Source organism: Wolbachia endosymbiont (group A) of Beris morrisii, from assembly GCF_964028185.1.
In the GTDB taxonomy this organism is placed as follows: Bacteria; Pseudomonadota; Alphaproteobacteria; order Rickettsiales; family Anaplasmataceae; genus Wolbachia.
Window position 1 is genome coordinate 111830 of record NZ_OZ034760.1, and the last position, 24664, is coordinate 136493.

Here is a 24664-nt window from a genome sequence, read left to right on the forward strand (position 1 = left end):
AGCCCCCTTATCATGAAACTGAAGCTATTGTATTTGCTTTCGCCAATCTGCAGATTAAAAGGTAAGGATTACTTAATGTATCGGCGTCTTATGTTCAATTTTTTGCAGTATATAGATACTGTATGTCTTTACAAAACTTCATCTACATCTAGATTTTTATCTAAATAAGCTGAATGCGCTTATAAAGCGTTACAAGACATCAAAAAATGCCAATACTCGACAGAGATAGTAAAAGACTAGCTAACTCGGGGATTCTTTGTCTTTTTTTCTGCTTAGTAAATTTCTTAAACATTTGCAGCGTAGGTTAGTTGCAATTAAAAGCAGCTGAATCTCGCTTGTCAAGCGTTTAAAACATAAAAAACGCCAATATTTTAAAGCGGATAATAACCCCAGGGCTTCTTTTGCCTTTTTTTCGTTTGGTAAATTTCTTAATATTTATAGCTAACATGAAGCTAAGTGCAAACTTTGTTAAACACAACAAATGATGTCATCCCAGTGCTCCTTTTTTTGTCATCCCAGTGCCCAGACACTGGGATCCAGGAAAGTTTGCTTGTGAGCAAGCAAACTAGCATAGAAAGTGGTTACAACGTTTTCGATGAGATTGCAGAAAGGCTGGATCCCAGTGTCTGGGCACTGGGATGACACCGTCTTGGATGGAAATCAGTGTCGGAGCACTGGGATGACACCCTGACAATCGTCATCCCGCTACGTGTTAGCGGGATCTATGCTTTGAGATACCGCGAATGAATCGCGGTATGACGGTGTAGATGATGGTTAAGTATCCCGCTACGTGTTAGCGGCTAAGAGATACCGCGGCGGTATGACGTAGGACTGCTGTCATGCCAGTGCTTGACACTGGAATCCAGCCTTTATTATGCAGCCACTTGGTTGAAATTAAGTCTTCTGGATCCCAGTGTCAAGCACTGGGATGACATCATCATAAAGGAACCAGTGTCAGCTACTTGAATGACATCATAGGGGCGCTGGGATGACACCCTGACAATCGTCATCCCGCTGCTTGTTAGCGGGATCTATGCTAAAGGAGATACTTGGATAACAAGAAATATAGGTACTGGAATTGCAAAGAGTTTGCAAATATTAGTTATTACCTGTAGGATATAGAGAAATTAGTAAGGATTTTAATAGGAATAATATGCCATCTGTTACTTTTATTTTACCTGATGGGAGTAAGAAAAGCTATGAAGCTGCAGAGGGAGAAACTCTGCTCAATTTAGCCCACAGAAGTGATCCAGATCTGCTTGAAGGTGCATGTGAAGGTTCTCTTGCTTGCTCTACATGCCACGTGATTGTTGATCCAGAATTTTATGATGCTGTAGAAACGCATAATCCCATATCTGATGAGGAAAACGATATGTTAGATCTGGCTTTTGGCTTAACAGAGACATCAAGACTAGGGTGCCAAATTAAAATAACAAAAGATATTGATGGTTTGTGTGTTAATATACCAAGAGGTACAAGAAATATATCGCTGGATAAACAAGGGAGTGATTAGCTATGCGTAAGGTTTTTATCTATATTATCGTCTCTTTATGCTTGTTTGTTCCAACAGCATATAGCGGTTTCTGGTATCTTTCTGCATGGAAGACAAAAAATCTTTTAGCTGAAACAATATCCTACATCAATGACGAAAAATTTGACATCTCATATGATTTTAGCGGATTTCCTTTTAATCTAATCTTCCACGTGACAAACCCAAAATTTTCCAATGAGCAATTGACTATTTCATCTAAAGCTCTACTGGTGAAAAACAGATTATTTGATAAATCAGTATATATTTATACACCAAGTAATGAAGTTGATATTACTGTTCATGGTGATGAGAAAAAGAATATAAAATGCCACACAAACGATAGCAGCCACTTTGTTGTTAGACTAAACGATTTACCATCTTCATTGCGATTCAACAGCGTGATAGACTATATAGATACACTTCGTTACGAAGATTATGGATTAAAATGTGATGTTTCAGAAAATCAGCAAAGTGTTATAACTGAAGTGAATGATAAAAGTAATTACATTCAATTTCACCTCGATAAAGAACCAAGTGGAAATACTAAACTAGGATTTGATTTTTATACTTATCGGTATAAAAATACTGCAAGTCCTGAAAGTTACCTTAGTATCGACACTAAATTTGATTACGAATTTGTAAACCACATCTCAGCTTCCAGAATTAATTTCAACATAGAGAAACTTTTAATTCAAAGTAATAATTTTTCTCTTGCTGCAGATGGTGGAGTGCAAAATTATAATTTGGTTACGTCTTCATTTAAAGACAAAATCAACGTGGCCATATCAAATTATAAAGAATTAATCTCGTTTATGATTGGTGACTCAAAAACTTCAGATGTGTTTGAAAAATTAATGTCTTCCTTATCAGAAAAAACAACTGATGATGGCATTCAATTTTCAATAAAGTACGATGATGATGTAGGGTCAAGCTTTATTGGAAAGTTATCCACTACTGATTTTATGAACCAACTTGGTAAAATAACCCAATTAACCAAGGATGAGAGCAGTAGTTAGTTTACTTTTCATATTGATATTCCACTCAGGCGTAAACGCTTTTACTCTGGATAATAAACTCAGAGATAAAAGCATGGAAAAACGAGCAACCAGTTTATTTGAAATAATAAGGTGTCCAATATGTTCTGGCGAATCATTGTCTGAATCTGGATCTCAGATTGCGTATGACATGCGAGAAGCAATTCGTAAAAAAATCAATGATGGATACACTGATGAAGAGATAATCTCAGAGTTAAAAAATTCTTACGGCAATTCAATTATAATCGTACCACCTGTAAAATCTAGCACTTACATTTTGTGGTTTATTCCACTTACAACTCTGCTTATTGGGTGTTTTCTAATACAAAGATACATCAATACAACCACTTAAACCTTTTATATATAGCTAAAGTAACTTAGGTTCACCAACAATCGTCATCCCGCTACGTGTTAGCGGCTAAGAGATACCGCGGCGGTATGACGTAGGACTGCTGTCATTCCAGCGCGTAACGCTGGAATCCAGGAATTTTATTAAGTTGGTGAGCATAAAAATAGCTGTTTTACGTTAAAATACAACGTTTTTGATGATTATGGAAAGGCTGGATTCCAGACTGGAATGACACCAAATGGGATGACATCGTCATAAAGGAACCAGTGTTAGCTACTTTCATGACACCATTCTTTTTTCTGGATCCAAGTAGTCAAGCTACTCGGATGACATTAGAACCTTCTCAAACTACAATGTTTCCATAAAGTATATAATTAACATCCACGCCTTTAGTTAGATTCCACTCACGCTTTATCACGTTGTACTCCAAGCCAGCCATGTTTTGCAGCGTTACATTATTTTCTCTTAAGTGATTTGCAATTTCTGACGGCTTGAGAAATTTATTCCAGTTATGTGTACCTTTTGGCAGCCAATTTAATATGTACTCTGCACCAATTATTGCAAGGCAGAAGGATTTGATAGTTCTATTTATTGAGGATATAAAGATTAACCCCTCCGGTTTTAGCAGTTCTATTGCTCTTCTCATAAAGAATTCTAAATTATCTACATGCTCAACTACTTCCATCAGCAGAACCACGTCGTACTTCTTGTCATTGCTTAACTCTTCAATGCTGGTGTGCGTGTATTCTATATTTAACCCTACTTTTTTCGCATGTGAATGCGCTACTTTGATGTTTTCTTCACATACATCTATTCCCACAACGTTAATGCCAACGCGTGCCATTGACTCTGACAAAATGCCACCACCGCATCCAACATCAAGCAATGATAATTCTTTTAAATCGCATTTTTTTAACTCTTTTATTTTCTCAATAATGTAAGATACTCTAACAGGATTCATCATGTGCAATGGTTTGAATTTGCCGTTCTCATCCCACCACTGGCCTGCTATTTTAGCGAATTTTGATATTTCATCTTCGTTATAAGTTTTTGTTTTCTTAGAGGTTATATTGCTGAGTTTATCAAGGCGTTTTTTATGTCTGCTTTCTTTTGAAAATTCTGTTTCGAGGAATTGTTTGACTATGTCTTTTGCTAATCCACTCGCAGTAAATCCTGCACCAAGACACAGTACATTTGCGTTGCCATGCTCGCGAGCTAATTTTGCGATCTCAACACTGTTACATAAAGCAGCGTAGATTCCTTCAAAACGATTTGCCACAGTACTCATGCCCAAACCTGTACCACAAATTAATATCCCATAATTTGCTTTTTTGTTTGTTATATCTTCTACAACTTTAACAGCATAGTCTGGGTAATCTACACACTTTTGCTTAGCAGTACAGCCTTGATCTACCATTCTATAACCTAGGGTTTCCAGATAGGATTTTATTTCTGATTTTAATTCATAACCAGCATGATCTGAAGCAATTGATACCACATCTAACATATAAAAAATTATGACTCAAGGACATTTTATATGGGTAATTTATTTTGAACTTTCTGTCAAGTCATTCAATGTTCCTGACCTTTTGGGAGTTCTAAAGCTATAGCTAAGGTTTTCCTACATCATACCGCCGCGGCGCTAACACGTAGCGGAATGACTTCCCCATTCTTACCTAAATATTTCATTCCAAATGTATAAACTGGTGGCTTAATATCTGATTTATTGCATAGGATTCCAAATTGCACCTGCCCATTTATCTTCTTGAGCTTCAACATATCTACCTACAAAATGCATACCACCTAATTTATCGTTTGGCTCACCACAAAAAATATGTCCAAACCCTATAGTTTCTTTTTCACTTCCACTATTTGTAAACCAAATGTTAGCCAGTTCATCTTTAAATAACTCCAAATCCGCATCTGGCGTAATCACTTGATGATCAAGCTCATCATATATTCCTTTCACTACTTCTTGATGCTGCGGACAACTAAGTAAAATTTTGAAATCTTCTTTATCTGGATGTGCTCCTCAATCTCCACAAACTTTCAACACTCCTCTATCGAAGTCAGTTAATTCTGGAAACGGTGGCTGGTTGTGAACTAAAAAATGGTTCAAAATTGACCTTAACATTTTCTTCTACATAGCCGGTGTGAAAATAATGATCCTTAATATAAAAAATAAATCCTATTATTGGTATTATTAAACACAAAATTAGTTTAACTGTCTTCGACATAATCACGTTCACAAAAAAGCTAGCTTATAAGAAACAATTTAAAAAAGTTTTAATCTAATCATTTTTGCAGAGCAGCAACTCCCGGCATTTCATCGCCACCCAGCCAACTTAAAAACGCTCCTCCACCAGTGGAAACACATGTAAAATCCTTATCGGTAAGGCCTGCAGCGCTTATTGCAGATAGACTATCGCCTCCCCCTATTATGCTGGTTAACTTTCCTTTGTGCGTTAAGTCACTTACGACTTTCATTACCCCTATTGTACCATTTGCAAAAGCTGAATGTTCAAAAACACCAATAGGTCCATTCCACAGCAGAGTCTTACTGCTTGCTATTATACTGCTTATTGTACTCAAAGTTTGTGGTCCGATATCCAAAATTATATCACCGTCCAAAATGGACTCAGTTTTTCTTGAAATACTAGTGCTGTAATCAGAGTTTACTGCAACCAGAACGTCTTCTGGCACAACTATTTTGCAATTGTTTTTATTTGCTGTTTCAACAATATTATGTAGAAGGTCGTCAACACCATTTTGAAAGAAAGATTTCCCTATATTTACTTTGCTAAATGACAAAAAATTATTGGCTATTGCACCACCTAGAACTAGGTAATCAACCTTTTCTGTTAGCTTTATAAGCATTTTTATCTTAGTTGACATTTTGGCTCCCCCAACTATCGCAGTAATAGGTTTAGCTTTAAACGATACAGCTTTTCCAAGATACTTTAGCTCATCTTGTAAGCAAAATCCTGCATAGGAGGGTAAAAATTCTGTAATGCGTGAAATAGAAGCGTGAGCTCTGTGAGAGCAAGAAAATGCATCATTTACATATATATCCGCTAGAGATGCTAGTTGTTTGGCAAAATTTGAGTCACTTTGCTCTTCCTCTTTATAAAATCTTAGATTCTCTAGTAATATTATATCTCTTGCATCCATAGCACTCACTGCTTTTTGCACTTTTTCACCAACGCAATCATCAATGAATTTCACTTTTTTATTTAGTAACTGCGATAAAGTGTCAATTACATTTTTTAGCGACAGATTATTGTCTCTGGCCTTTGGGCGTCCGAAATGCGATATAATAATAATCTTTGCACTCGCATTTACTAAATACTGAATAGTAGGCAATGCTCTCAAAATACGAGTGACATCACGAATTTCTCCATTTTTTATAGGAACATTGAAATCAACTCTGAGTAAGACGGTTTTATTGTGAAGATCACAATTTCCTATACTAGGTATGTTCATTACAAAATTGAAGCTATAAAGTCACTATACAGCAGTTTGATCTAAAGTAAAGTTTTGAGTTATACGAACGTTTAAGGAAATTTGCATCCAGATGGTGTCATCCTAGTACCTTCTCCTGTCATCCGAGTAGCTGACTACTTGGATCCAGATTGGATACTGAGTTGGTGAGTATAAAAGTATGGCTAACGCTGACTAAGTTTCCCTACGTCATACCGCGATTCATTCGCGGTATCTTATCATAGATCCCGCTAACACGTAGCGGGATGACGGTTGTCAGGGTGTCATCCAAGTAGCCTCTTTCTTGTCATCCCAGTGCCCAGACACTGGGATGGCTTTGTTGCATAGCAACCGAAAAAATCTGGTGGCTACTGACAAAATTCATTATAAATAACCATTTAACTGTTGAAGAAAAAATATGCCACAGAAAATGAAAGTCAGTAACCAAAACGAATATAACAAATTTCTAGAAAAAAGAGGAAATATTTTTCGTTACATCGATAAAGCTATCGAAAATTGGTATGAAATTGGGCCAAAATGCAGGGTGGCAACAATATTTACAGCAATAAAGTGGTGATTTTGATACATATAATAACCCATCTATTCAGAATAGGTTTGAGTGGGATTTTTAGAGGGATACATTGAACAAATAGGAAAAAATTTGCAGGTTATCAGCTATTCACAAGCATCAAAAGAAACTTGATATTAAGATCAATGATTGCAGAGTTGATAAAAATAACATGGAAGATATCGAAATTGCTATAGACAGTATAGGAATTAGTATATACAACAACACACAGCAAAGAAAATAGCAAAGATAGAGAGTATCGCGGCTATAAACAAGTAAGAAAATTGCACATAATGTTGAGCAAACAAGTCATAGCTACAAAATACAGTAATGGTCTGATCACTATGGAGCATTGGGGAAATTTGATGTTAAATATGCTATAAAAGCACTATATGCAGATAGGGCCTATGATAGAAAAAAAGCTCTATAAGCTGTGTAATCAATATGGCATAAAAACGAAAATTCCTCCGAAAAACAACGCAGCAGAGCATCCAAAATTGGATTATATGCTTGATAGAAATGCCGCTATTCAGTTAATGAAATTACATGGTGAGAATGGTATAAAAAGATGGAAAGAAGAAGTAAATTACGGAAAAAGATCGTATATTGAAGGATTTTTCTCAAGGTTGAAGCGAATATTTGGGTTTAGTTTTAAGAATAAATCTGAGACAAATAGAGAGAAGGAACTACTTATTAAATGCTACTTAATGAACAAATTTACTGCAATTGGTATGCCTAAATTTGAAATAGTCGCATAAAATTATTTACTCTGGAAAAAACTTACGTTGCTATGCAACAAAGCCATCCCAGTGTCGGCTACTTGGATGACACCCTCTTGGATGAAAACCAGTGTCCGCTGCTTGCATAGCATTTATCTACCAAAACAATGGTCATGCAAGAGGCTTAATGACTTTGCTTGGATGTTTGATATAATTTAAATTGTAAGGTCTAAAGAATACTAGCATGAATGAAGTGATAACATTTGGTTGTCGTCTAAATTTTTACGAGAGTGAGTTAATCAAAGAAGCATTAAAAAAAGCAAAAAGAGAAAATGTTGTTGTGGTGCATAGCTGTGCAGTGACAAACGAAGCAGAACGTCAAGTAAAGCAAAAAATACGTAAGATCTATAAAAATGACCCAAGTAAAGAAATTATCGTAGTTGGCTGTGCTGTTCAGTTGGATCCTGAATCGTATAGTGATATTCCTGGTGTAAGTAAAGTGCTCGGTAATCAAGATAAGCTAAAAGCTGAAAGTTACTTACTAAATGATGATAAAATCTTAGTCAGTGATAACCAAGCAAACAAGTCAGAACCTGTTCTAATTAATGGATTTGAAGATAAATCAAGGGCATTTATTGAAATTCAAAATGGTTGTAATCATAGCTGCACATTTTGCTCAATTACTGAGGCAAGAGGGAATAATCGATCTGTGCCAATAAACAGTATTATAGAGCAAATCAGGATCTTTATAGAAAATGGATATCAAGAAGTAGTGTTTACAGGTGTTGATATTACTGACTTTGGTACAGATTTGTTGGGTAAGCCATCACTTGGTTCAATGATTAGGAGAGTTTTAAAAGATATACCAGAGTTGAAGAGACTAAGACTTTCCTCTATCGATGTTGCTGAAGTTGACGACGAATTAATGGATTTAATAGCTAATGAGTCAAGACTTATGCCTCATTTACATTTGAGTCTACAATCTGGTAATAATTTAATACTAAAGAGAATGAAGCGTCGTCACAACAGAGAACAAGTGATAGAATTTTGTCATAAAATGAAGAGCTTGAGGCCTAATATAGCATTTGGCGCTGATATTATTGCTGGATTTCCAACAGAAACTGATGAAATGTTTCAGGATACAGTTGATTTACTGAGAAAAACAAATATAGTTTACCTACATGCTTTTCCATATTCAGAGCGGAAGAATACACCTGCTGCACGAATGCCACAAGTACCAGAGAATGTGCGTAAAGAACGAGTAAAAAATTTAAGAGAAATGAATAGAGAAATGATGAGTAGCTTTTATCAATCTTTGATAGGCACTGAACAAAGTGTTCTGGTTGAGCAAAATCATATCGGTAGAACAGAAAATTTTGCATTAGTAAAGCTTGAATCAAAAGCTCAAGCCAAGAGTATTGTGAAAGTTAATGTTAAAAGAGTGGAAAATAATTATCTAATCGGAAGTATCTTACCTTAATTTTTTGTACATTAAAGAAATATATGATATAGTAGTTATACTATAAATGATAATTATGGGTTCATTTGTGATAACTAAAATATCTATTGCTTTATTTTTAATTTTCATTCCATGTGTCTATTTTTTTATTACTTATATTAGTAATAGTACACACATTGAGCAAGTACAACCCTTAAAATTAGAAACAGACAATAATGAAAGTGTAATACGTTCTGAAGAGATTACTGAAAAAGAAATACTAATAAATGATTTAAAATATCAAGAACTTGAAAGTAGTCCTATTGAACAACCTTCTATTCTCCAAGTAGCTGATCAGAAAAATATGTGGTCACGTATTGCAGATCAAGCTGAGCCTACAAAAGAAAAATCAAAAAAACTTGATTTTTATGTTAGTGCTAACGGCGGTAAGATATACAATGATAATTCAGAAACATTTGTAAATGGTATAAAGGCAATAGGAGAAAGGCTTATTAATTTAATCGATACAGCTAATCCTAAGCTTTCTTGGGAAAAAAGCTTAGGATTAGTGCTTATCAAAGTGGGATTAGTAAATGAAATTGAGAGTATACAGAAGTTTAACGGTAAAATTGATTTCCAGTGGCTTAGGAGCGTATCTTTAGGTTACTATGCTGGGGAAAATGGCCGAGTTGATTTTGAAGCCATGTATTCTAGAGTCAATATTGAAGATAGTACTTCTCCTCTGGTATTTGATAAATCAGCAAGTATATTTGCGTTTTTGTTAAACTTCTATTATAATCCCAGCGTTCAGGATACACAATTTGCTCCGTACATCGGTCTTGGCATAGGGCCAACAGTTTTTAGATTAAAAAGGATTAATGGGTCACCCCAAAATTCAATGCCACTCAATGTTCCTTGGTTTGCTTATCAAATAAAACTTGGTGTTGATTATTCAATAATCCCAGAAGTCAAAACCTTTCTCGGCTATCGTTACTTTAGCATTCCGATACCTGTTGCAGATGACATATCTACTCACAATATTGAAGTTGGTTTGATATTTAATTTTTAGTAATGATTTAATATATATATAAATTCTTATCTTTTCTGTCTAACAAACCAAATGTTGGTACGATTGTTGCTTTTAAAAAAATGACAGTTTCTACTGTTCTAATATTATTCGCTAGCCTTTTTGACTTCTGATGCAATAAGCTTTGCTTATCTTCTCTATGTTCTATAAGCCCGCCGATTACCATAATTTCACCGCTCTTAATTTTTAACATAGAGTTCATTTCTCTGATTTCAACAATTGGAATGTCGCTATTTAATTTCATTTTACTCTGCTGTGCGACGTACTCTATATCTGGATCTTTAGTGTAGCCGTTAATTCTTGATAAAGTTGGATGTATATCCATGAATATTTCACTAGTATCAATGTTGATGCTTGGGTGGATTATTAGCACAACACCTATTGGGACGCTATTCATCTTGGTAATTAAGGTCTGATTAGAGTTTCTAGTATCTTTTTGTATATCGGAAGTAAAATAAATATGGTTTTTGGTAAATGAAATCATCGCTTGCTGATTATTTATAGCATGTACTCTAGGGCTTGAAATTACGGTTGAAGTGCCAAATTTGTCTAAATTTTTTACTAAATCTCCTAGATCACTCGCACCAAAGTTCATTGCTAGGTTAATAATGGAGTTATCTTGATTTATTATAGACTGAGTTCCATCGCGTAAGTCATTTAAGTTTATACCAGAAAGATATTTGTCATCTAACACAACTTCAACTATTTTTGCCTCTATCATTACTTGAGAAGACGCTAACTTCTTAACCTTATTAATATACTCTTCAACAGCTTTGTGAATATCTTTTCTAGCATTCAAAATAATAACACCAGCTTCTCTGTTGGATGAAAGGAATTCGCCATCATCCACCCCATTAACATCCATTATTGCATTCAAGCCTTTTTCTAATGAATTCCATAAGTCACTACTATATTGAGACTTCATAACATTATTATAGTCCCTATCAGCGTTATTTCCATCACTGTTGGTAATATTGTTACTAATGACAAAACTGCTTTGAGCAGAGTGTTGAATATTGATGAAGTCTACGTAATAATTTTGTGCGTATGGCAAGTCCTGCTCAATTCTAATTACATCATTATTTGTTGAGTAACGCAATTTGGCGCTGTTGGCTATACTCTGCATTACTTCGTTTATATTCTTATCTTTTAGCTTTAAAATAATATTACCTGATATTTTGGGATCTATGTCCAAGTTAACGTCAGAAAGTTTTCCTATCTCAATCAGCAAATCCTTTACTGATACTTCTTCACTAACATTAATAGAAATAAGCTGACTACTGGTCGTGAGATCGGGAAACTCTATTGGTAAAGGCATAATTTCTGGTATTGCCGGTTCATTACTCTCCAAAGAGGTGTTATATTGTTGCAACGAATAATCGTACTCACCTATATTATGATGATCTTCGTTGTCTATATTAGTAAGATGTTGCTTAGTAGGCAGGTGTGTGCAAGAAATAATGAAGAGGAGTATTAAGCATTTAAAAATAGCCATTAGAACAGCATACAAAATCTATACTAATAGATTTCTATAAAAATATTAAAAATGTATTTAATTTCGTTTTCATCGAGCAGATAATTGTCATATATTAGCTTGACCTACACTGGCTATAGCTAAACTGACTTAGATTTACCGACGATTTGAAAAACCGTCATCCCGCTACGTGTTAGCGGGATCTAGAGATACCGTGACGGTATGACGGTTCGCGGCGGTATAGTAACTCGTCATTCCGCTACTCGTTAGCGCCGTGGCGCATAAGTGTTGAAAGTAACACAAAAAAGACATAAAGAACTATTATTGCAAGAAAAAGGAGGCAATAATGGATCAAATAGAAAGAGTACTAAATTTAATAAAAGATGAGGATTTAGAAAGGCTAGGAAAATTAAGTGAAGTAGATAAATGTAATACTAAATTGTTGGGCAAGATTATATTTAAAGGTCTAATGAAGTTAATATTAATGGGGCAAAAAACAAGCCTAAGAGCGCTAGAAATGGTAATAAACAGGTGTATAATGGATAAGAATAGCGATAAAAGTACAGTAACATACAGTGGTTTGTCAAAAAGGTTAAAAGTTATAAATCCAGAATATTTTAAGGGAGTATATATTGATTTGATGAGCAAGATTAAAAAGCTATTACCCCAAAAAACATCAAATAACTTACATAAGTTTGATTCGACGATCATAAATTTATCGGGATATCTCATAAAAGATGGGCTAAAAATAGGCGGTAAAAGTAACGACAGTCAAGTTAAAGTGAGTGTAGGATTAAAGGATCAATTGCCGACAAGTATAAGATTTTGTAAAGGACAAGAAGAAAGTAGTGAAGATATAGCATTAGTGAGAGCAATTAATGAAGCTAAAGTTGAAAAAGAGGATATTTTATTATTTGATAGAGGAATCAGAAAAGTTGGAACTTTTGCCGAATTTGATGAAAAGGAGTACAAATTTATCACAAGAGTTAAAGTAGGAAGAAAACATGATGTTATAAGCAGGAACAAAGTTATAAGAGAACAAAAATCGGATGGATCAGAGATTTTAGAAGATATAATAGTTAATCTTTATCGTGCACGAGGTAAAGTGGCAATGATCTACGGCTAATAAAAATCAGAAATAAAATTGGAGATGAAATATGGTTTTTGACAAACTTGTTTGAAATGCCAGCTTATGAAGTAACAGAGCTATATAGGCGCAGATGGGATATAGAAGTGTTCTTTAAATTTATAAAGCAAAATCTTGGATATAAGCACTTTTTAAGCCATACTATGAGTGGCATGAAGGTGTATATTTACATGATCTGCTTTGTTATTTCTTGTTTATAAAATCAAAAATAATCTACATGGGTTCAAAATAGCATTACTGCAATTCACATTGGATCTAAATGACTCTTTTATACGTTCGATTGTTTTACTGTCGGGAGGTAATTTACATGCCGTTGATCATCTCATATCACGTTATTTTTGATACTTTCAACACTTAGGGGATAAATGGCTGGAAAGAGAGTTAAAACACATTAATTTGGGAGATATAAGGCTTAATAAAAGACTTATAAAAACAAGTTATTGCATAGAGGGTAAGGCATCTGGTTCAATTAATCAAAGCTGTAGTGGGTGGAAAGAAGCTAAGGGTGCATATAAGCAATGAAAAGCTTGAAGATAAGGAAATTTATTCTTCCCATTATAAAGAAACTAAGGAAAGAATAAAAGGAAACCAGTTGGTATTTTCAGTTCAAGATACAAGTTATTTGGATTTTGACTCTCATATAAAGACCAAGAGACTAGGCAGTATTTCTAAAGCTTATACAAAGCATAAAATGGGTTTACTGTTGCATAGTGCCTAGCAAAGACGGATTACCTTTAGGTCTATCTTCCCAACAATGTTGGGCGCGTTCTATTAGGGAAGAAGAAACGGCACAAGAAAAAGCAAACAGAAAATACCGTACCTCCATAGAAGAAAAAGAAAGTTATAAGTGGATAACAGCTCTCAAAGAAACTATAAACAACCTTCCTCCAAATGTACAACTTGTTACCCTTGGTGATAGGGAAGCAGACATCTTCAAATTTTTATGGGTGGCTGAGACGTTAGGTAGTTTTTATGTAATCCGCAATCGAGCTAATAGAAGATTTATCTGTACTGAAGTCGGAAAAACAGATTTGCAAACACGCATCACTCAACTGCCAGTAAAAAAGAAAATTTCTCTAGAAGTTACTAAAGGTGGAAACCAGAGATCAAGGAAAGCTAATATTGAAGTTAAGTATATGAAAGCCTATCAGATCTTCTTCCATTTATGGGTCAAAAGATACAATACATAAAATAAGTCCCTGTATATGTGGTAAGTGCAAAAGCTCCTGATGGATTGGAAGCTGTCGACTGGACTCTACTAACTAATGTACCATACTTTAGATGCCATAGAAAAGATAAATTGGTATAAGCTAAGATGGAAAATTGAAGAGTATTTTAGGATTTTAAAATCAGGATGTAAGATAGAAAGCTCTCGCTTAGCTACAAAAGAAAGATTACAGAAGTTAATTGCTATAAAAAGTATAATCGCGTTTAAAATTTTATATTTGACAAAAGTGGCTTTATCAAATCCCATGGAAACTTGTACTAAAATTTTAAGCAACGAAGAGTGGAAGGTCCTTTACATGCGTGAGTATCGGGTAGCAACATTACCCGAAGAACCTCCAAACATAAAACAAGCTATTATTTGGTTAGGAAAATTGGGTGGATTTATGAATAGAAAAAGTGATAATTTACCAGGGTCTATGACTCTATGGCGGGGCTATGAAAACCTTAAGGAGAGCATTGTTATGCTTCACATCATAACCTCTCAAAATTGTGGGTAAAAGTAAGATTTGAATCCTATAGAACACTATTGGCATATCATCAAAAGTCGCCTCAGACCTCTAATGCACCACTATACAGACTTGCAGCTTTTAGTTGGTAGTACCATAATGGAATTTTATCATTCATTTTAGAAACTACTATAGTTAGCGGAATCTATGCCAAGATACCGCGGCGGTATGACATGGGGAAACCTTGCTTGGGTCAGCTATAGTAAAAAGATTACTAAACATTTCTCCTTAATTAATTTTATTAAATATTAGCATAATAAATTAAGTTTAATATTTTTTTATTAAAATATTAAATTAAAATATTGATTACTTAAACAGTATGAATTATGATATTATTAATTTATATAGTTGAAATTTTAGGAATATGTTTATGCCAAAATATGTTAAGGAGTATATTAAGGAATATGTTAGTAATATTGCTGAGTCTAATATATTAAAGGTTTATACTTTCAAAAATGAATCTCAAATTCAGGTATTTTTCAAAATTGAAAATGAAGAAATTGATAGAATTTTTTCAGGACAAGAAATAGTAACATTTTTAAATTACACTACCAAAAAGAACTTAAACCTGAAAAAAATATGATAGATCGTAAAAATAACTTTACCATTAGTAAAAACGTAAAACAAGGCATTATTAAAGATGTAGAAGGTATACGTAGAAAAAATGGTAGATATTCATATAAAGTACCAGTTTTATCACCTGAAGAACAATACGAGGAATTGTTTGAAAGCAAGCAAGCTATCCGATTTGATTTGAATCATTTTATGTCAAGCAACATATCAAAAAGCATGAACTTGAAGAATAGATTTGAAGAAACTTTGGGTTTTGACCCCGAAGAAGGGCTATGTCATCCGTTAAATTATTTTATTACTGCTATAGGACTAAAGAATAAAGAAGATTTTGCTAAGCTTCTCAAGCATGATTATGTTGTATCTGAGCAAGATTTTATAGCTTATGTTGATACAGGACAAGGACAAACGACTAAGTTATTAGCAATACAGGTTTTAGCGCAATGCTTACCTGTTCTTGATGTTCAGAGCATTGACAGGCGTGAAGGAGAATCATTTTATGATGAAATGATATACGATCAACTATGTAAAGATTTATCCTTGATGAGAAGACAAGTTAACATTGATCAAGAACAAGTCAAACGTGCTTTAAAGGATGTAGGAACAGAACGCTACTTAGAATTTATCTTTGCTTGTGGTACTTACTGTAAAAAGAATGGTACTGATAATTCCTATTACACCTCCAATAGTGATAGCGATTACCCCATAGATAATAATGATTATAACGTAAGCTCTGCACATTCTATGTTGGTGTATAAAGCAGAAAATAGTAAATATATATTTTTTGATCCTAATGAAGGGGCAGTTGGCTTTTGCCCCGATACAGGAGTTGCTAATTTAACCTCTGAAGAAATTTGTAAGACACTAGAATTGGCTGTAAACCTTTATTCATACGATCAATATATTGAAGATTTTTTGATTGTTCCAGACAGTTTTTACACTTATGTTATGCTTGCAGATGCAACATTAATGTTAAAAAAAGCTGAACAATTTTACGAAACAGCAAAAGATCCAAGCTCAAAAATTGTAGATATATCTGTTAATAAAAATACTGGTAATTTATCATTTATACCTGTAATACCATAAAAGTGTATAATTGCTACAAGACTTGATTTTTAACCTTTCATGTAATACAAGTGCAATATAGTCAATTAAAGCAAAGCTATGCATCCAATCATATATCTACTCAACACGTTACTTGATTTTTATAGCTTCATTCTAATATGTTGGATTATCCTAGATTTGCTGATTAGGCTTAATATAGTGAACGTGTATAATGATACTGTCAATCGCATAATGCGCACCTTGAATCAGTTGACTTATCCACCACTAAAAATTATCAGAAGATACATACCACCGTTCAACGGATTAGATTTATCTATAATGATATTGCTAATAGCAATTCGCTTTGTACAATATACAATGAATTACTACTTTTAAGTAGATGCTAAAAAGATATCTAAAAGCAGCAGTATATCTATCACTCTTAATATATATATATATATCAGTTTTTAGCTACAACTATAAAGATCCTTCCTTAAACACAGCTACAAATGAGGAAGTGACAAATTTAGGTGGAATAGTAAGTTCATATTTAGCTGATATATTGGTTCAATTTCTTGGATTAACTAGTGTTACAATAGCTACAACCATAGTTTACTTGTTGATCTTCAGGCCATCAAAAAGGCTGCTAAAAATTCTCTATTTAATATTAATCAATTTAGGGATATGTGCTATACTACCACAACTTTCGCTAGGCATCACTGCAAGGTACAGACACAGTGGAATAATAGGGAATGCACTAATTAATAACTGCCCGTTTTATGTATTTGTGATAGTAACATCAATAGGTCTTATAGGATCGGTTGGTTGGAAGAGAACAATTTACTCTCTATTCTTCTTATGTAAAAAAATAGCTTGCTTATTTGTAAATGTTCCATTCTTCAGATCACATAAAACTGCTGAATATTCAGTTGCACCATTAATAGTAGAAGAAAAACATAGAATTACTAAACAACAACCAAGAAAAAGACAGACCGAAGAAATTTTTAAACCTTCCAGTGAGTTCGAGTTTCCAAGCATTCATTTACTTTCTAAAGCAGAGGAGTCTTTGCAGAGAAAGCAGCTGAATAAAATGGAGAGCAATAAAAATTTATCTCTGCTGGAACAAGTCCTGAGTGATTTTGGCGTGCAAGGAAAAATTATCAGTGTATGCTATGGGCCGGTTGTGACTTTATACAAACTTGAACCACAAGCTGGCACGAAATCTGCAAGAGTGATTGGCCTTGCAGATGATATTGCACGTTCAATGAGTGCACTCTCTGCACGTATTTCAATAATTCGTGGGCAAAATGCTATGGGAATAGAGTTGCCGAACAAGGAACGAGAAATTGTAATGCTGCGTGATTTGCTTGAATCCCCAGAATACCAGAATGCAAACTTAAATCTTCCAATTGCGCTTGGCAAGGAAATAAGCGGAAAACCAGTTATTGCAGATCTGACTAAAATGCCCCACTTGCTTGTTGCTGGAACCACAGGGTCGGGTAAATCAGTTGCGATTAACACTATGATTCTTTCACTCGTTTATCGATTAAGTCCTGATGAATGTAAGATGATAATGATCGACCCCAAAATGCTTGAGCTTTCGATATATGATGCAATACCGCATCTAATAACGCCAGTGGTAACAGAGCCAAAAAAGGCTGTAGTCGCTCTTAAGTGGATAGTGAAAGAAATGGAAAATCGTTATCGCATGATGTCGTATTTGAATGTGCGCAACGTAATAAACTATAATCAGAAAATCACAGAAGCGATGAATAGTGGAATAGAATTGGAGCGCGTTGTGCAGATTGGCTTTAATTCAACAACAGGCAAACCTTTGTTTGAAAAAATACCAATCAAGATGGAGACATTTCCATATATTGTAGTGATCGTGGATGAAATGGCAGATCTAATGCTTGTTGCCGGTAAAGAAATAGAGTGCTCTATTCAACGTTTAGCTCAGATGGCTCGTGCTGCAGGAATACACATCATAATGGCAACACAACGTCCATCCGTGGATGTGATAACAGGTGTGATAAAGGCAAACTTTCCAACAAGAATCAGTTTTGCTGTTACTTCTAAGATAGATAGCCGCACAATACTTGGCGAACAAGGGGCTGAACAATTGCTCGGCATGGGTGATATGCTCTATATGGCCTCTGGTGGTAAGATCATTCGAGTTCACGGCCCATTTGTAAGTGATAATGAGGTGCAAGATATAGTTGATCATCTGAAAATGCAAGGTGAGCCGAATTACATGGAGGAAATCACCAAAGAAGATGAAAATTCTTCTGTGGAATCAGAAGGTGAAACAGAGGATGAAGAAAACGACCTTTACAACCAAGCAGTGGCCATCATTCAAAGAGATCAAAAAGTTTCAACCAGTTACATTCAACGACAACTTAGAATAGGCTATAACAGAGCTGCAAACATCGTTGAAAGAATGGAAAAGGAAGGTATTATCAGCGCTCCAAATTACTCAGGGAAGAGAGAGATATTGGTTGAATAACAGGGCTTCTTTTTTTGCAACCTTGTAAATACCTTAATTTAAGTTTCCGCACTTTCAAAAAGCAAGTCAAACAAAATTATTAAAAGGTCAATACATAATGACAGTTAATTTAATAATAATTTAAACATTGGGAATGTAAAATTATAATATATTAATTAACTAGGGGGTAAAAATGTCAACAAATTGGCTTCATGATTTTTTTTTCGGTTCTAATGAATCGACAATAAAAGCACTAGAAAAACTTCAACAGGTGGATGCTGAGCAGTTTCAAAAGGCATTCAGTGCACTAGAAAAATTGCAAAAAGGTCAACAGATCAACGCTGATCAACTTCAAATTGCATTTAGCAGGTTAGAGGAATTGCAGGCAACTCAAAAGATCGATGCTGAACGGTTCGAAAGTATACAAAAGTATTTAGACGGTTTGCAAGAAAGACTCGCAGACGTGGAAGAAAAAGTGGAAACACTTACAGAAGCAGTAGGAGAACAAGAAAAAACACTACTAATTTGTACCATAGCCACTGCTGTTGCTGTAACAGCGATAACTTGTTTTGTTGCATTCTGCATCTATCAGGGAGTTAAGCTTGAGAGGGAGAAAGAAAAGAACTCGCTTGATCAAGATACACCAAAAGCAAAACTTAGTAATGTAGATACTACCGATGGTACTGAAAAACTACAGAATAACTTAAAAGTGCAAACTATATAGCTGCATAACACTCTTCTTAAGAAGGTGTTACATAGCTTGTAACACCTTACTCTTCTCTTAGCCTATGTAGGTTTTTTGATAGCAAACATATCACTTTTTAGAAAAATATTTGTGACATATTATTGTAAAGTTAGTAAAGATTCTGGTTTACTTAAAGTTTGTTAATTGCTATCTTTTAAAACACGATATTTACTATAGCACCATATGCTTAGGATTTTTTCTAAAGTTTTGTTTATATTAATGTTTTTGGTTTCTAGCTTTTTTACTGTGCATAGTGCTGAAGCTAAGTCTAAGGTAAAGCTCAGTAAGAAATACATACCTCCTGGTAACCCTGGTGGTGCAAACTTTCATACAGATGAGGATTTTGCTGAGTCATATAAACTGTATGAGAAGCGTAGGGAATTGCTCAAGAAAAAAAAGTCACAAGATCGAGCTATAAATAAAGAAGATCTAATCAAAAAATTAAAAGAGAAAAAAATTGCTAGTCTTGATAATGAGCCAAATGACATGGAAGCTTGCATAGTCGACGATGAAGAGAGCGCTATGATAAATCAGCATGGTATTAATATCGCGCGTTTAAGGGGTGCTGTATTTATAGATCAAGAGCCAGTTTCCCAGTATGAAAATAAGCAGTATGAAAGTGAGCAGCATGAACAAGAAGGAAAAAAAATTACTTCAACACGAGAAAAAAAAGTTTCTCCTATGAATATCACTATAAAAAAAACTCCATCAAAAAGAACATGTTCACATGATTCTATTGCTAATTTGGATAACGTAGATGCTTATAGTTTGAATGGTTCGAGTTCATTTGGCAGTGTAGCTGACACAGTAAAATAGTATCACAATTAATAATATGCTAGATAAAGACCTAATATTGAATGATGATGCATATGAATTATCGCCGATTTCCAGGCACAAAACTCATGTTGTAGAAGTTGGAAAAGTAAAGATAGGTGGAAATAATCCTGTAGTTGTACAATCTATGGCGCTTGGCGTGCATATAGATTCTGATAATATAAAAAGTAGCGCAAAACATTATGCAAAAGAGATAACAGAACTAGCACGTGCAGGTTCAGAGTTAGTACGGATTGCTTTGAATTCAGAGGAGGTAGCAAGAGCAATACCTTATATAGTAGAAGAGATAAATAAAGAAGGTTTTGACGGTAAAATATTGGTAGGCTGTGGTCAGTATGAGCTAGATAAATTAGTTCAAGATTATCCAGACAACATCAAAATGCTGGGTAAAATTAGAATCAATCCAGGCAATATAGGCTTTGGCCACAAACGTGATGAGAAGTTTGAAAGGGTTATAGAGTATGCAATAATGCATACTCTTCCGGTTAGAATTGGAGTAAATTGGGGTAGTCTTGATAAATACCTTTTACAAAAACTGATGGATGAAAACTCTTCGCTTAGTAATTCAAGGCCTTCTGATGTTATACTGCGCAAAGCACTTGTAATGTCTGCTCTTGATAGTGCAAAAAAAGCTGAAGAAATTGGTCTAAGTTCAAACAAAATAATCATTTCATGTAAAGTTAGCAAAGTACAAGATTTAATTTTAGTTTATACGGCACTTGCAAAATCTTCCAATTATGCACTGCATTTGGGTTTAACTGAGGCTGGTATGGGCAATAAAGGTGTGGTAAATACCGCAGCAGGGCTTACTTATTTATTGCAAAATGGCATTGGAGATACCATACGGGCTTCTTTGACTCAACGTCCTGGTGAATCGCGTACTAATGAAGTGGTGGTGTGTCAGGAAATATTGCAGTCTATAGGCTTGCGACACTTTAACCCTCAGGTTAATTCATGTCCTGGTTGTGGGCGCACGAGTAGCGATCGTTTTCGTATATTAACTGAAGAGGTGAATGGCTATATAAAAACTCATATGCCGATGTGGAAGAAAAAAAATCCAGGTGTAGAGCATATGAGCATTGCTGTTATGGGATGCATAGTAAATGGTCCTGGAGAAAGCAAACACGCAAATTTGGGAATCAGCTTGCCTGGATATGGAGAAAAACCTGTTTCAGCAGTCTACAAAAACGGCAAATATTTCAAAACTTTACAAGGTGATAATGTCTCTGAAGAATTTAAGGCAATTATTGATAATTATGTGAAGGAGCATTACACGTAACCTTTCACGGTTAATTAATAGATAAATCGCAAATAAAAAAGAAAATTAAACCTTGTTTTTCTTTTTTCGCTATTAATATATTTATAACACAATTGAGTTTAAATAATTGATATGAAAAGCTTTTTACTTATTTTACTACTAGTTTTGTCTCCATTTTTAGCATCATCTATAAGCATTGAGGACATCGAAGAAAATTGCAATTACGAATATTACCCTAAATTAGATTCTTCTTCTGCTGATGAGTTATACGTTATAAAGCGAAATTATTATAGATATGGTGAGAAATTAAAAATATTAGCAGATGAGAGGATAAAGGAGATCACTTTAGGCACTAGTGATAAATAATTGTAACCAGACTGCATTCTGTGATTTTTAGCAAAACACGATCTTTCATTTGAGCTTTCTTCAATTTAAAGTAAATACAGAAACTAGCTATCTTCAAAAATATGATTGAATAATTATTAATAATAGTGTATAATTATTAATATTTTCAAGCATTTTTGCCATGGCTCTTTCAAAATTTCTCGATCCTCGCAATGATTTGTGTTTCAAAAAAATCTTTGGAACGGAAAAAAATAAGAATATCCTGATCCACTTTTTGAACGATATTTTAGGGTTTACTGAGATAAATGCAATACAAGAAGTTGAGTTTCTTAGCACTATTATGGATCCCGAAGTTGCCTCTGATAAACAAAGTATTGTTGATGTTCTCTGCAAGGATTCTCACGGAAATAGATATATAGCAGAAATGCAGCTCGCTAGAGACAAGGGCTTTGAGAAACGTGCCCAACTGTATGCTGCTAAGGCTTATTCAGGACAATTAGATAAATCTGGCAACTACATTGATTTAAAGAAAGTCTTCTTTATTGCTATATCAAATTGTAACTTACTTCCTGAAGAAGTTGGTTATATCTCTACTCATAATATACGTGATATAAAAACTAATGGACATTACTTAAAAGATTTTCAATTTATCTTTATAGAATTGCCCAAATTTTCAAAAAGTAAAGTAGAGCAGCTAGAAAGTATAGTAGAAAGGTGGTGTTTCTTTTTTAAATACGCAGAAGAAACAACAGAAGAGGACTTAAAAGAGATAGCAGAAAAAGCACCAATAATAAAGCTAGCATATGATGAGTTAGATAAGTTTCGTTGGAACGAAAAAGATTTAGTAGCTTACGAAGAAAGGATAATGGATCTACGCAAAGAAGAAGCTATTCTTGAATACAGACTTGATCTTGCTACTGAAAAAGGTAAAAAAATTGGTAAAGAGGAAGGGAAAATTGAAGTCGCAAAAGCAATGCTGGCTAATAATGTTGATGTCAACACTATTGTCAAGTTTACTGGCCTTTCTATTAGTGAGATTGAAGAATTAAGTGGAAATTTGTGAGCGGTTACAAATAATTTACCATTTCTTCTGGTTTCACTATCCTTTCAAACTCCTCCTCAGTGAGCAGTTGAAGTTTTGCTGCTGCTTCTTTTAGAGTGATATTTTCTTTATAAGCAAGCTTCGCTATTTTTGCTGCATTGTCGTACCCTATATGCGTATTTAATATAGTGACCAACATCAACGACTGATTCAGTAAATCTTTTATCCTCTCTTCATTTGCTTTAATACCAACTACACATTTTTCTGTAAAATTTAAACTTGCATCAGCTAAAAGTCTTATAGACTGCAAAACATTGTAAATTATCACTGGCTTAAACACGTTCAGTTCAAAATGACCACTTGAGCCACCAATTGTTACAGCAACATGATTTCCCATAACTTGAGTGCATACCATAGTCACCGCTTCACACTGAGTTGGATTCACTTTACCTGGCATAATTGAAGAACCAGGCTCATTTTCCGGTAACATTATTTCCCCAATTCCGCATCTTGGACCAGAACCAAGCAACCTTATATCATTTGCAATTTTCATTAAACTGACTGCTACTGTATTGAGTGTTCCACTGAGCTCAACTAAAGCATCATTTGCTGCTAGCGCTTCAAATTTATTGCCTGCTGAAGTAAATGGAAGGTTAGTAATTTCTGCAACTTGGCTTGAAAAATCTTCAGCAAAACCCTTTTTAGTATTGAGTCCCGTGCCAACTGCAGTGCCACCTTGTGCAAGCTCATATATATCACTTAAAGTTGATTTTACTCTCTCTATCCCCTTTTTAATCTGGGCTGCATAGCCAGAGAACTCCTGTCCCAGTGTTAGGGGCGTTGCATCTTGCAGATGAGTACGTCCTACTTTTATTATATCTTTAAATTCCTGAACCTTATTATCCAGCACCTTATGCAATTTTTCAAGATTTGGAATAAGCAAGCAGTTTATTTGCTCTGCTGCTGCTATATGCATTGCTGTTGGAAAGGTGTCATTTGACGACTGACCATAATTCACATGATCGTTTGGATGTATTGGAGATTTACTACCCAAATTACCACCTAAAATCTCTATTGCGCGATTGCTGATCACTTCATTCATATTCATATTAGTCTGCGTTCCGGATCCGGTTTGCCAAACAACAAGCGGAAATTCATTATTAAATTTGCCATCTATTACTTCCCTTGTGGCTGCGCAGATTGCGTCCCCTACCTTATTATCTATGCTACCCTGCTTCATGTTAACACGTGCTGCTGCAAGTTTTACTATTGCTAATGCTTTAATCAGAGGCTCTGGCATTTTTTCTGTGCCAATCTTAAAATTTTCTAAAGAACGCTGAGTCTGCGCTCCCCAGTAATGTTCACTTGGTACTTTTACTTCCCCTAAGCTGTCTGATTCTATTCTCGTTTTTCTATCCATATTTTCCTTCTTAGCATCATGCAAACTGGTTCACTATATAATTTTTTCATGCCTACTTTTTGGTTAATTAAATCATACTAGATCCAAGTAGTCAAGTGTACGAACATTGCAATTTTCAGGTAACTTGCATGGTAGATGTGCAACTGTACGAACATTGTCTAGCAGGAGGGTGTCATCCCAGCGCCCCTATGATGTCATCCCAGTGCTTGACACTGGGATCCAGGAATTTTATTAAGTTGGTAAGCATAAAAGTAGCCGTTTTATGTTAAAATACAACGTTTTGATGATTATGAAAAGGCTGGATCCCAGTGTCAAGCACTGGGATGACACCATCTGCCACGCAAATTGCCTGCAAATTGCA

30 protein-coding genes are annotated in these 24664 nt (G+C 34.8%); 23 read left to right on the top strand and 7 right to left on the bottom strand.

Features of this window, described 5'->3' with window-relative positions:
* The first annotated feature begins 465 nt into the window (after positions 1-465).
* Complete coding sequence (locus tag ABWU69_RS00585; RefSeq protein ID WP_265034584.1) at positions 466-642, top strand: hypothetical protein; 177 nt, start codon at positions 466-468, stop codon at positions 640-642.
* A gap of 230 nt (positions 643-872) precedes the next feature.
* Here ABWU69_RS00585 and ABWU69_RS00595 read toward each other — a convergent pair whose 3' ends face one another.
* Positions 873-1010 (bottom strand): hypothetical protein, encoded by a 138-nt coding sequence (locus ABWU69_RS00595; RefSeq protein ID WP_265034586.1) that lies wholly within the window; start codon positions 1008-1010, stop codon positions 873-875.
* 143 nt (positions 1011-1153) lie between these two features.
* Here ABWU69_RS00595 and ABWU69_RS00600 point away from each other — a divergent pair, with 143 nt between their 5' ends.
* Genes ABWU69_RS00600 through ABWU69_RS00610 form a run of 3 tightly spaced genes read left to right on the top strand, consistent with a single transcriptional unit; the run spans position 1154 to position 2917 of the window.
* Positions 1154-1513 (top strand): ferredoxin family 2Fe-2S iron-sulfur cluster binding protein, encoded by a 360-nt coding sequence (locus ABWU69_RS00600; protein ID WP_265034587.1) that lies wholly within the window; start codon positions 1154-1156, stop codon positions 1511-1513.
* A 2-nt stretch (positions 1514-1515) separates the two neighbouring features.
* Entirely contained in the window at positions 1516-2547 is a 1032-nt protein-coding gene (locus tag ABWU69_RS00605) for a hypothetical protein (protein WP_265034588.1), read from the top strand.
* The gene (locus ABWU69_RS00610; protein ID WP_265034589.1) at positions 2531-2917 is read left to right on the top strand and encodes a cytochrome c-type biogenesis protein CcmH; all 387 of its coding nucleotides are present in this window, start codon (positions 2531-2533) and stop codon (positions 2915-2917) included. The genes ABWU69_RS00605 and ABWU69_RS00610 overlap by 17 nt, the downstream gene beginning before the upstream one ends.
* A gap of 340 nt (positions 2918-3257) precedes the next feature.
* On the opposite strand, the gene ubiG is transcribed toward ABWU69_RS00610, so the two are convergent.
* The 3 genes from ubiG to ABWU69_RS00625 form a co-directional block, all read right to left on the bottom strand.
* Complete coding sequence (ubiG, locus tag ABWU69_RS00615) at positions 3258-4421, bottom strand: bifunctional 2-polyprenyl-6-hydroxyphenol methylase/3-demethylubiquinol 3-O-methyltransferase UbiG (RefSeq protein ID WP_353285188.1); 1164 nt, start codon at positions 4419-4421, stop codon at positions 3258-3260.
* 216 nt (positions 4422-4637) lie between these two features.
* Positions 4638-4883 carry an EndoU domain-containing protein gene (locus ABWU69_RS00620; protein ID WP_265034591.1) on the bottom strand — a complete coding sequence of 82 codons (246 nt, stop codon included), beginning with the start codon at positions 4881-4883 and terminating at the stop codon, positions 4638-4640.
* A 326-nt stretch (positions 4884-5209) separates the two neighbouring features.
* The gene (locus tag ABWU69_RS00625) at positions 5210-6397 is read right to left on the bottom strand and encodes a phosphoglycerate kinase (protein ID WP_265034592.1); all 1188 of its coding nucleotides are present in this window, start codon (positions 6395-6397) and stop codon (positions 5210-5212) included.
* 415 nt (positions 6398-6812) lie between these two features.
* On the opposite strand from ABWU69_RS00625, the gene ABWU69_RS00630 reads away from it, so the two are divergent.
* From ABWU69_RS00630 to ABWU69_RS00645, 4 genes are all read left to right on the top strand, one after another.
* Entirely contained in the window at positions 6813-6971 is a 159-nt protein-coding gene (locus ABWU69_RS00630; RefSeq protein ID WP_265034593.1) for a hypothetical protein, read from the top strand.
* A gap of 383 nt (positions 6972-7354) precedes the next feature.
* Entirely contained in the window at positions 7355-7720 is a 366-nt protein-coding gene (locus tag ABWU69_RS00635; protein WP_265026174.1) for a transposase, read from the top strand.
* 205 nt (positions 7721-7925) lie between these two features.
* On the top strand, positions 7926-9161 hold the full coding sequence (gene mtaB / locus ABWU69_RS00640) for a tRNA (N(6)-L-threonylcarbamoyladenosine(37)-C(2))-methylthiotransferase MtaB (protein ID WP_265034594.1): 1236 nt from the start codon (positions 7926-7928) through the stop codon (positions 9159-9161).
* 67 nt (positions 9162-9228) lie between these two features.
* A complete protein-coding gene (locus ABWU69_RS00645) occupies positions 9229-10188 on the top strand; it encodes an outer membrane protein (protein WP_265034595.1) in 960 nt (319 codons plus the stop codon).
* A gap of 7 nt (positions 10189-10195) precedes the next feature.
* Here ABWU69_RS00645 and ABWU69_RS00650 read toward each other — a convergent pair whose 3' ends face one another.
* Together ABWU69_RS00650 and ABWU69_RS00655 are read right to left on the bottom strand one after the other, a co-directional pair.
* On the bottom strand, positions 10196-11701 hold the full coding sequence (locus ABWU69_RS00650; RefSeq protein ID WP_265034596.1) for a type II secretion system protein GspD: 1506 nt from the start codon (positions 11699-11701) through the stop codon (positions 10196-10198).
* 165 nt (positions 11702-11866) lie between these two features.
* The gene (locus ABWU69_RS00655) at positions 11867-11992 is read right to left on the bottom strand and encodes a hypothetical protein (protein ID WP_265034597.1); all 126 of its coding nucleotides are present in this window, start codon (positions 11990-11992) and stop codon (positions 11867-11869) included.
* Between the two features lie 34 nt (positions 11993-12026).
* Here ABWU69_RS00655 and ABWU69_RS00660 point away from each other — a divergent pair, with 34 nt between their 5' ends.
* From ABWU69_RS00660 to ABWU69_RS00725, 14 genes are all read left to right on the top strand, one after another.
* A complete protein-coding gene (locus ABWU69_RS00660) occupies positions 12027-12806 on the top strand; it encodes a hypothetical protein (protein WP_265034540.1) in 780 nt (259 codons plus the stop codon).
* A 56-nt stretch (positions 12807-12862) separates the two neighbouring features.
* The gene (locus ABWU69_RS00665; protein WP_353285449.1) at positions 12863-13027 is read left to right on the top strand and encodes a transposase; all 165 of its coding nucleotides are present in this window, start codon (positions 12863-12865) and stop codon (positions 13025-13027) included.
* A 169-nt stretch (positions 13028-13196) separates the two neighbouring features.
* A complete protein-coding gene (locus ABWU69_RS00670; protein WP_353285450.1) occupies positions 13197-13349 on the top strand; it encodes a transposase DNA-binding-containing protein in 153 nt (50 codons plus the stop codon).
* 188 nt (positions 13350-13537) lie between these two features.
* A complete protein-coding gene (locus ABWU69_RS00675) occupies positions 13538-14017 on the top strand; it encodes a hypothetical protein (protein ID WP_182365498.1) in 480 nt (159 codons plus the stop codon).
* A gap of 75 nt (positions 14018-14092) precedes the next feature.
* Entirely contained in the window at positions 14093-14551 is a 459-nt protein-coding gene (locus ABWU69_RS00680) for an IS4 family transposase (RefSeq protein WP_265026145.1), read from the top strand.
* A gap of 379 nt (positions 14552-14930) precedes the next feature.
* Entirely contained in the window at positions 14931-15143 is a 213-nt protein-coding gene (locus ABWU69_RS00685) for a hypothetical protein (protein ID WP_265025921.1), read from the top strand.
* The gene (locus ABWU69_RS00690) at positions 15140-16216 is read left to right on the top strand and encodes a hypothetical protein (protein WP_353285189.1); all 1077 of its coding nucleotides are present in this window, start codon (positions 15140-15142) and stop codon (positions 16214-16216) included. Before ABWU69_RS00685 ends, ABWU69_RS00690 begins: the two co-directional genes overlap by 4 nt.
* A 78-nt stretch (positions 16217-16294) precedes the next feature.
* Positions 16295-16570, top strand: coding sequence for a YggT family protein (locus tag ABWU69_RS00695; RefSeq protein ID WP_341818369.1), 276 nt, complete (start codon positions 16295-16297; stop codon positions 16568-16570).
* A gap of 4 nt (positions 16571-16574) precedes the next feature.
* The gene (locus ABWU69_RS00700) at positions 16575-18680 is read left to right on the top strand and encodes an FtsK/SpoIIIE family DNA translocase (protein ID WP_353285190.1); all 2106 of its coding nucleotides are present in this window, start codon (positions 16575-16577) and stop codon (positions 18678-18680) included.
* Between the two features lie 172 nt (positions 18681-18852).
* Positions 18853-19383: an HlyD family secretion protein gene (locus tag ABWU69_RS00705; RefSeq protein WP_265034799.1), complete on the top strand. Its 531-nt coding sequence runs from the start codon at positions 18853-18855 to the stop codon at positions 19381-19383.
* Positions 19384-19587: 204 nt separating this feature from the next.
* Positions 19588-20220: a TRP75-related protein gene (locus tag ABWU69_RS00710; protein WP_265025927.1), complete on the top strand. Its 633-nt coding sequence runs from the start codon at positions 19588-19590 to the stop codon at positions 20218-20220.
* 16 nt (positions 20221-20236) lie between these two features.
* Positions 20237-21517, top strand: coding sequence for a flavodoxin-dependent (E)-4-hydroxy-3-methylbut-2-enyl-diphosphate synthase (ispG, locus tag ABWU69_RS00715; RefSeq protein ID WP_265034798.1), 1281 nt, complete (start codon positions 20237-20239; stop codon positions 21515-21517).
* A gap of 111 nt (positions 21518-21628) precedes the next feature.
* Positions 21629-21862, top strand: a complete 234-nt coding sequence (locus tag ABWU69_RS00720; RefSeq protein WP_265034796.1) for a hypothetical protein — start codon at positions 21629-21631, stop codon at positions 21860-21862.
* 160 nt (positions 21863-22022) lie between these two features.
* Entirely contained in the window at positions 22023-22904 is an 882-nt protein-coding gene (locus ABWU69_RS00725) for an Rpn family recombination-promoting nuclease/putative transposase (RefSeq protein WP_265034794.1), read from the top strand.
* Between the two features lie 4 nt (positions 22905-22908).
* On the opposite strand, the gene fumC is transcribed toward ABWU69_RS00725, so the two are convergent.
* A complete protein-coding gene (gene fumC / locus ABWU69_RS00730) occupies positions 22909-24303 on the bottom strand; it encodes a class II fumarate hydratase (protein WP_265034793.1) in 1395 nt (464 codons plus the stop codon).
* A 106-nt stretch (positions 24304-24409) separates the two neighbouring features.
* On the opposite strand from fumC, the gene ABWU69_RS00735 reads away from it, so the two are divergent.
* Positions 24410-24538, top strand: a complete 129-nt coding sequence (locus ABWU69_RS00735; RefSeq protein ID WP_265034791.1) for a hypothetical protein — start codon at positions 24410-24412, stop codon at positions 24536-24538.
* The last annotated feature ends 126 nt before the right edge of the window (positions 24539-24664 follow it).

Bases quoted from the DNA above. Each gene is read 5' to 3' on its own strand.
- ABWU69_RS00630 (WP_265034593.1), top strand. From the start codon at position 6,813: ATGCCACAGAAAATGAAAGTCAGTAACCAAAACGAATATAACAAATTT.
- ABWU69_RS00700 (WP_353285190.1), top strand. From the start codon at position 16,575: ATGCTAAAAAGATATCTAAAAGCAGCAGTATATCTATCACTCTTAATA.
- ispG (WP_265034798.1), top strand. From the start codon at position 20,237: ATGCTAGATAAAGACCTAATATTGAATGATGATGCATATGAATTATCG.
- ubiG (WP_353285188.1), bottom strand. From the start codon at position 4,421: ATGTTAGATGTGGTATCAATTGCTTCAGATCATGCTGGTTATGAATTA.
- ABWU69_RS00600 (WP_265034587.1), top strand. From the start codon at position 1,154: ATGCCATCTGTTACTTTTATTTTACCTGATGGGAGTAAGAAAAGCTAT.
- ABWU69_RS00685 (WP_265025921.1), top strand. From the start codon at position 14,931: ATGCCAAAATATGTTAAGGAGTATATTAAGGAATATGTTAGTAATATT.
- ABWU69_RS00650 (WP_265034596.1), bottom strand. From the start codon at position 11,701: ATGGCTATTTTTAAATGCTTAATACTCCTCTTCATTATTTCTTGCACA.
- ABWU69_RS00710 (WP_265025927.1), top strand. From the start codon at position 19,588: ATGCTTAGGATTTTTTCTAAAGTTTTGTTTATATTAATGTTTTTGGTT.
- ABWU69_RS00720 (WP_265034796.1), top strand. From the start codon at position 21,629: ATGAAAAGCTTTTTACTTATTTTACTACTAGTTTTGTCTCCATTTTTA.
- ABWU69_RS00595 (WP_265034586.1), bottom strand. From the start codon at position 1,010: ATGACGATTGTCAGGGTGTCATCCCAGCGCCCCTATGATGTCATTCAA.
- ABWU69_RS00665 (WP_353285449.1), top strand. From the start codon at position 12,863: ATGCCAGCTTATGAAGTAACAGAGCTATATAGGCGCAGATGGGATATA.
- ABWU69_RS00725 (WP_265034794.1), top strand. From the start codon at position 22,023: ATGGCTCTTTCAAAATTTCTCGATCCTCGCAATGATTTGTGTTTCAAA.
- fumC (WP_265034793.1), bottom strand. From the start codon at position 24,303: ATGGATAGAAAAACGAGAATAGAATCAGACAGCTTAGGGGAAGTAAAA.
- mtaB (WP_265034594.1), top strand. From the start codon at position 7,926: ATGAATGAAGTGATAACATTTGGTTGTCGTCTAAATTTTTACGAGAGT.
- ABWU69_RS00660 (WP_265034540.1), top strand. From the start codon at position 12,027: ATGGATCAAATAGAAAGAGTACTAAATTTAATAAAAGATGAGGATTTA.
- ABWU69_RS00690 (WP_353285189.1), top strand. From the start codon at position 15,140: ATGATAGATCGTAAAAATAACTTTACCATTAGTAAAAACGTAAAACAA.
- ABWU69_RS00625 (WP_265034592.1), bottom strand. From the start codon at position 6,397: ATGAACATACCTAGTATAGGAAATTGTGATCTTCACAATAAAACCGTC.
- ABWU69_RS00605 (WP_265034588.1), top strand. From the start codon at position 1,516: ATGCGTAAGGTTTTTATCTATATTATCGTCTCTTTATGCTTGTTTGTT.
- ABWU69_RS00680 (WP_265026145.1), top strand. From the start codon at position 14,093: ATGTACCATACTTTAGATGCCATAGAAAAGATAAATTGGTATAAGCTA.
- ABWU69_RS00655 (WP_265034597.1), bottom strand. From the start codon at position 11,992: ATGTCTTTTTTGTGTTACTTTCAACACTTATGCGCCACGGCGCTAACG.
- ABWU69_RS00610 (WP_265034589.1), top strand. From the start codon at position 2,531: ATGAGAGCAGTAGTTAGTTTACTTTTCATATTGATATTCCACTCAGGC.
- ABWU69_RS00705 (WP_265034799.1), top strand. From the start codon at position 18,853: ATGTCAACAAATTGGCTTCATGATTTTTTTTTCGGTTCTAATGAATCG.
- ABWU69_RS00635 (WP_265026174.1), top strand. From the start codon at position 7,355: ATGCAGATAGGGCCTATGATAGAAAAAAAGCTCTATAAGCTGTGTAAT.
- ABWU69_RS00695 (WP_341818369.1), top strand. From the start codon at position 16,295: ATGCATCCAATCATATATCTACTCAACACGTTACTTGATTTTTATAGC.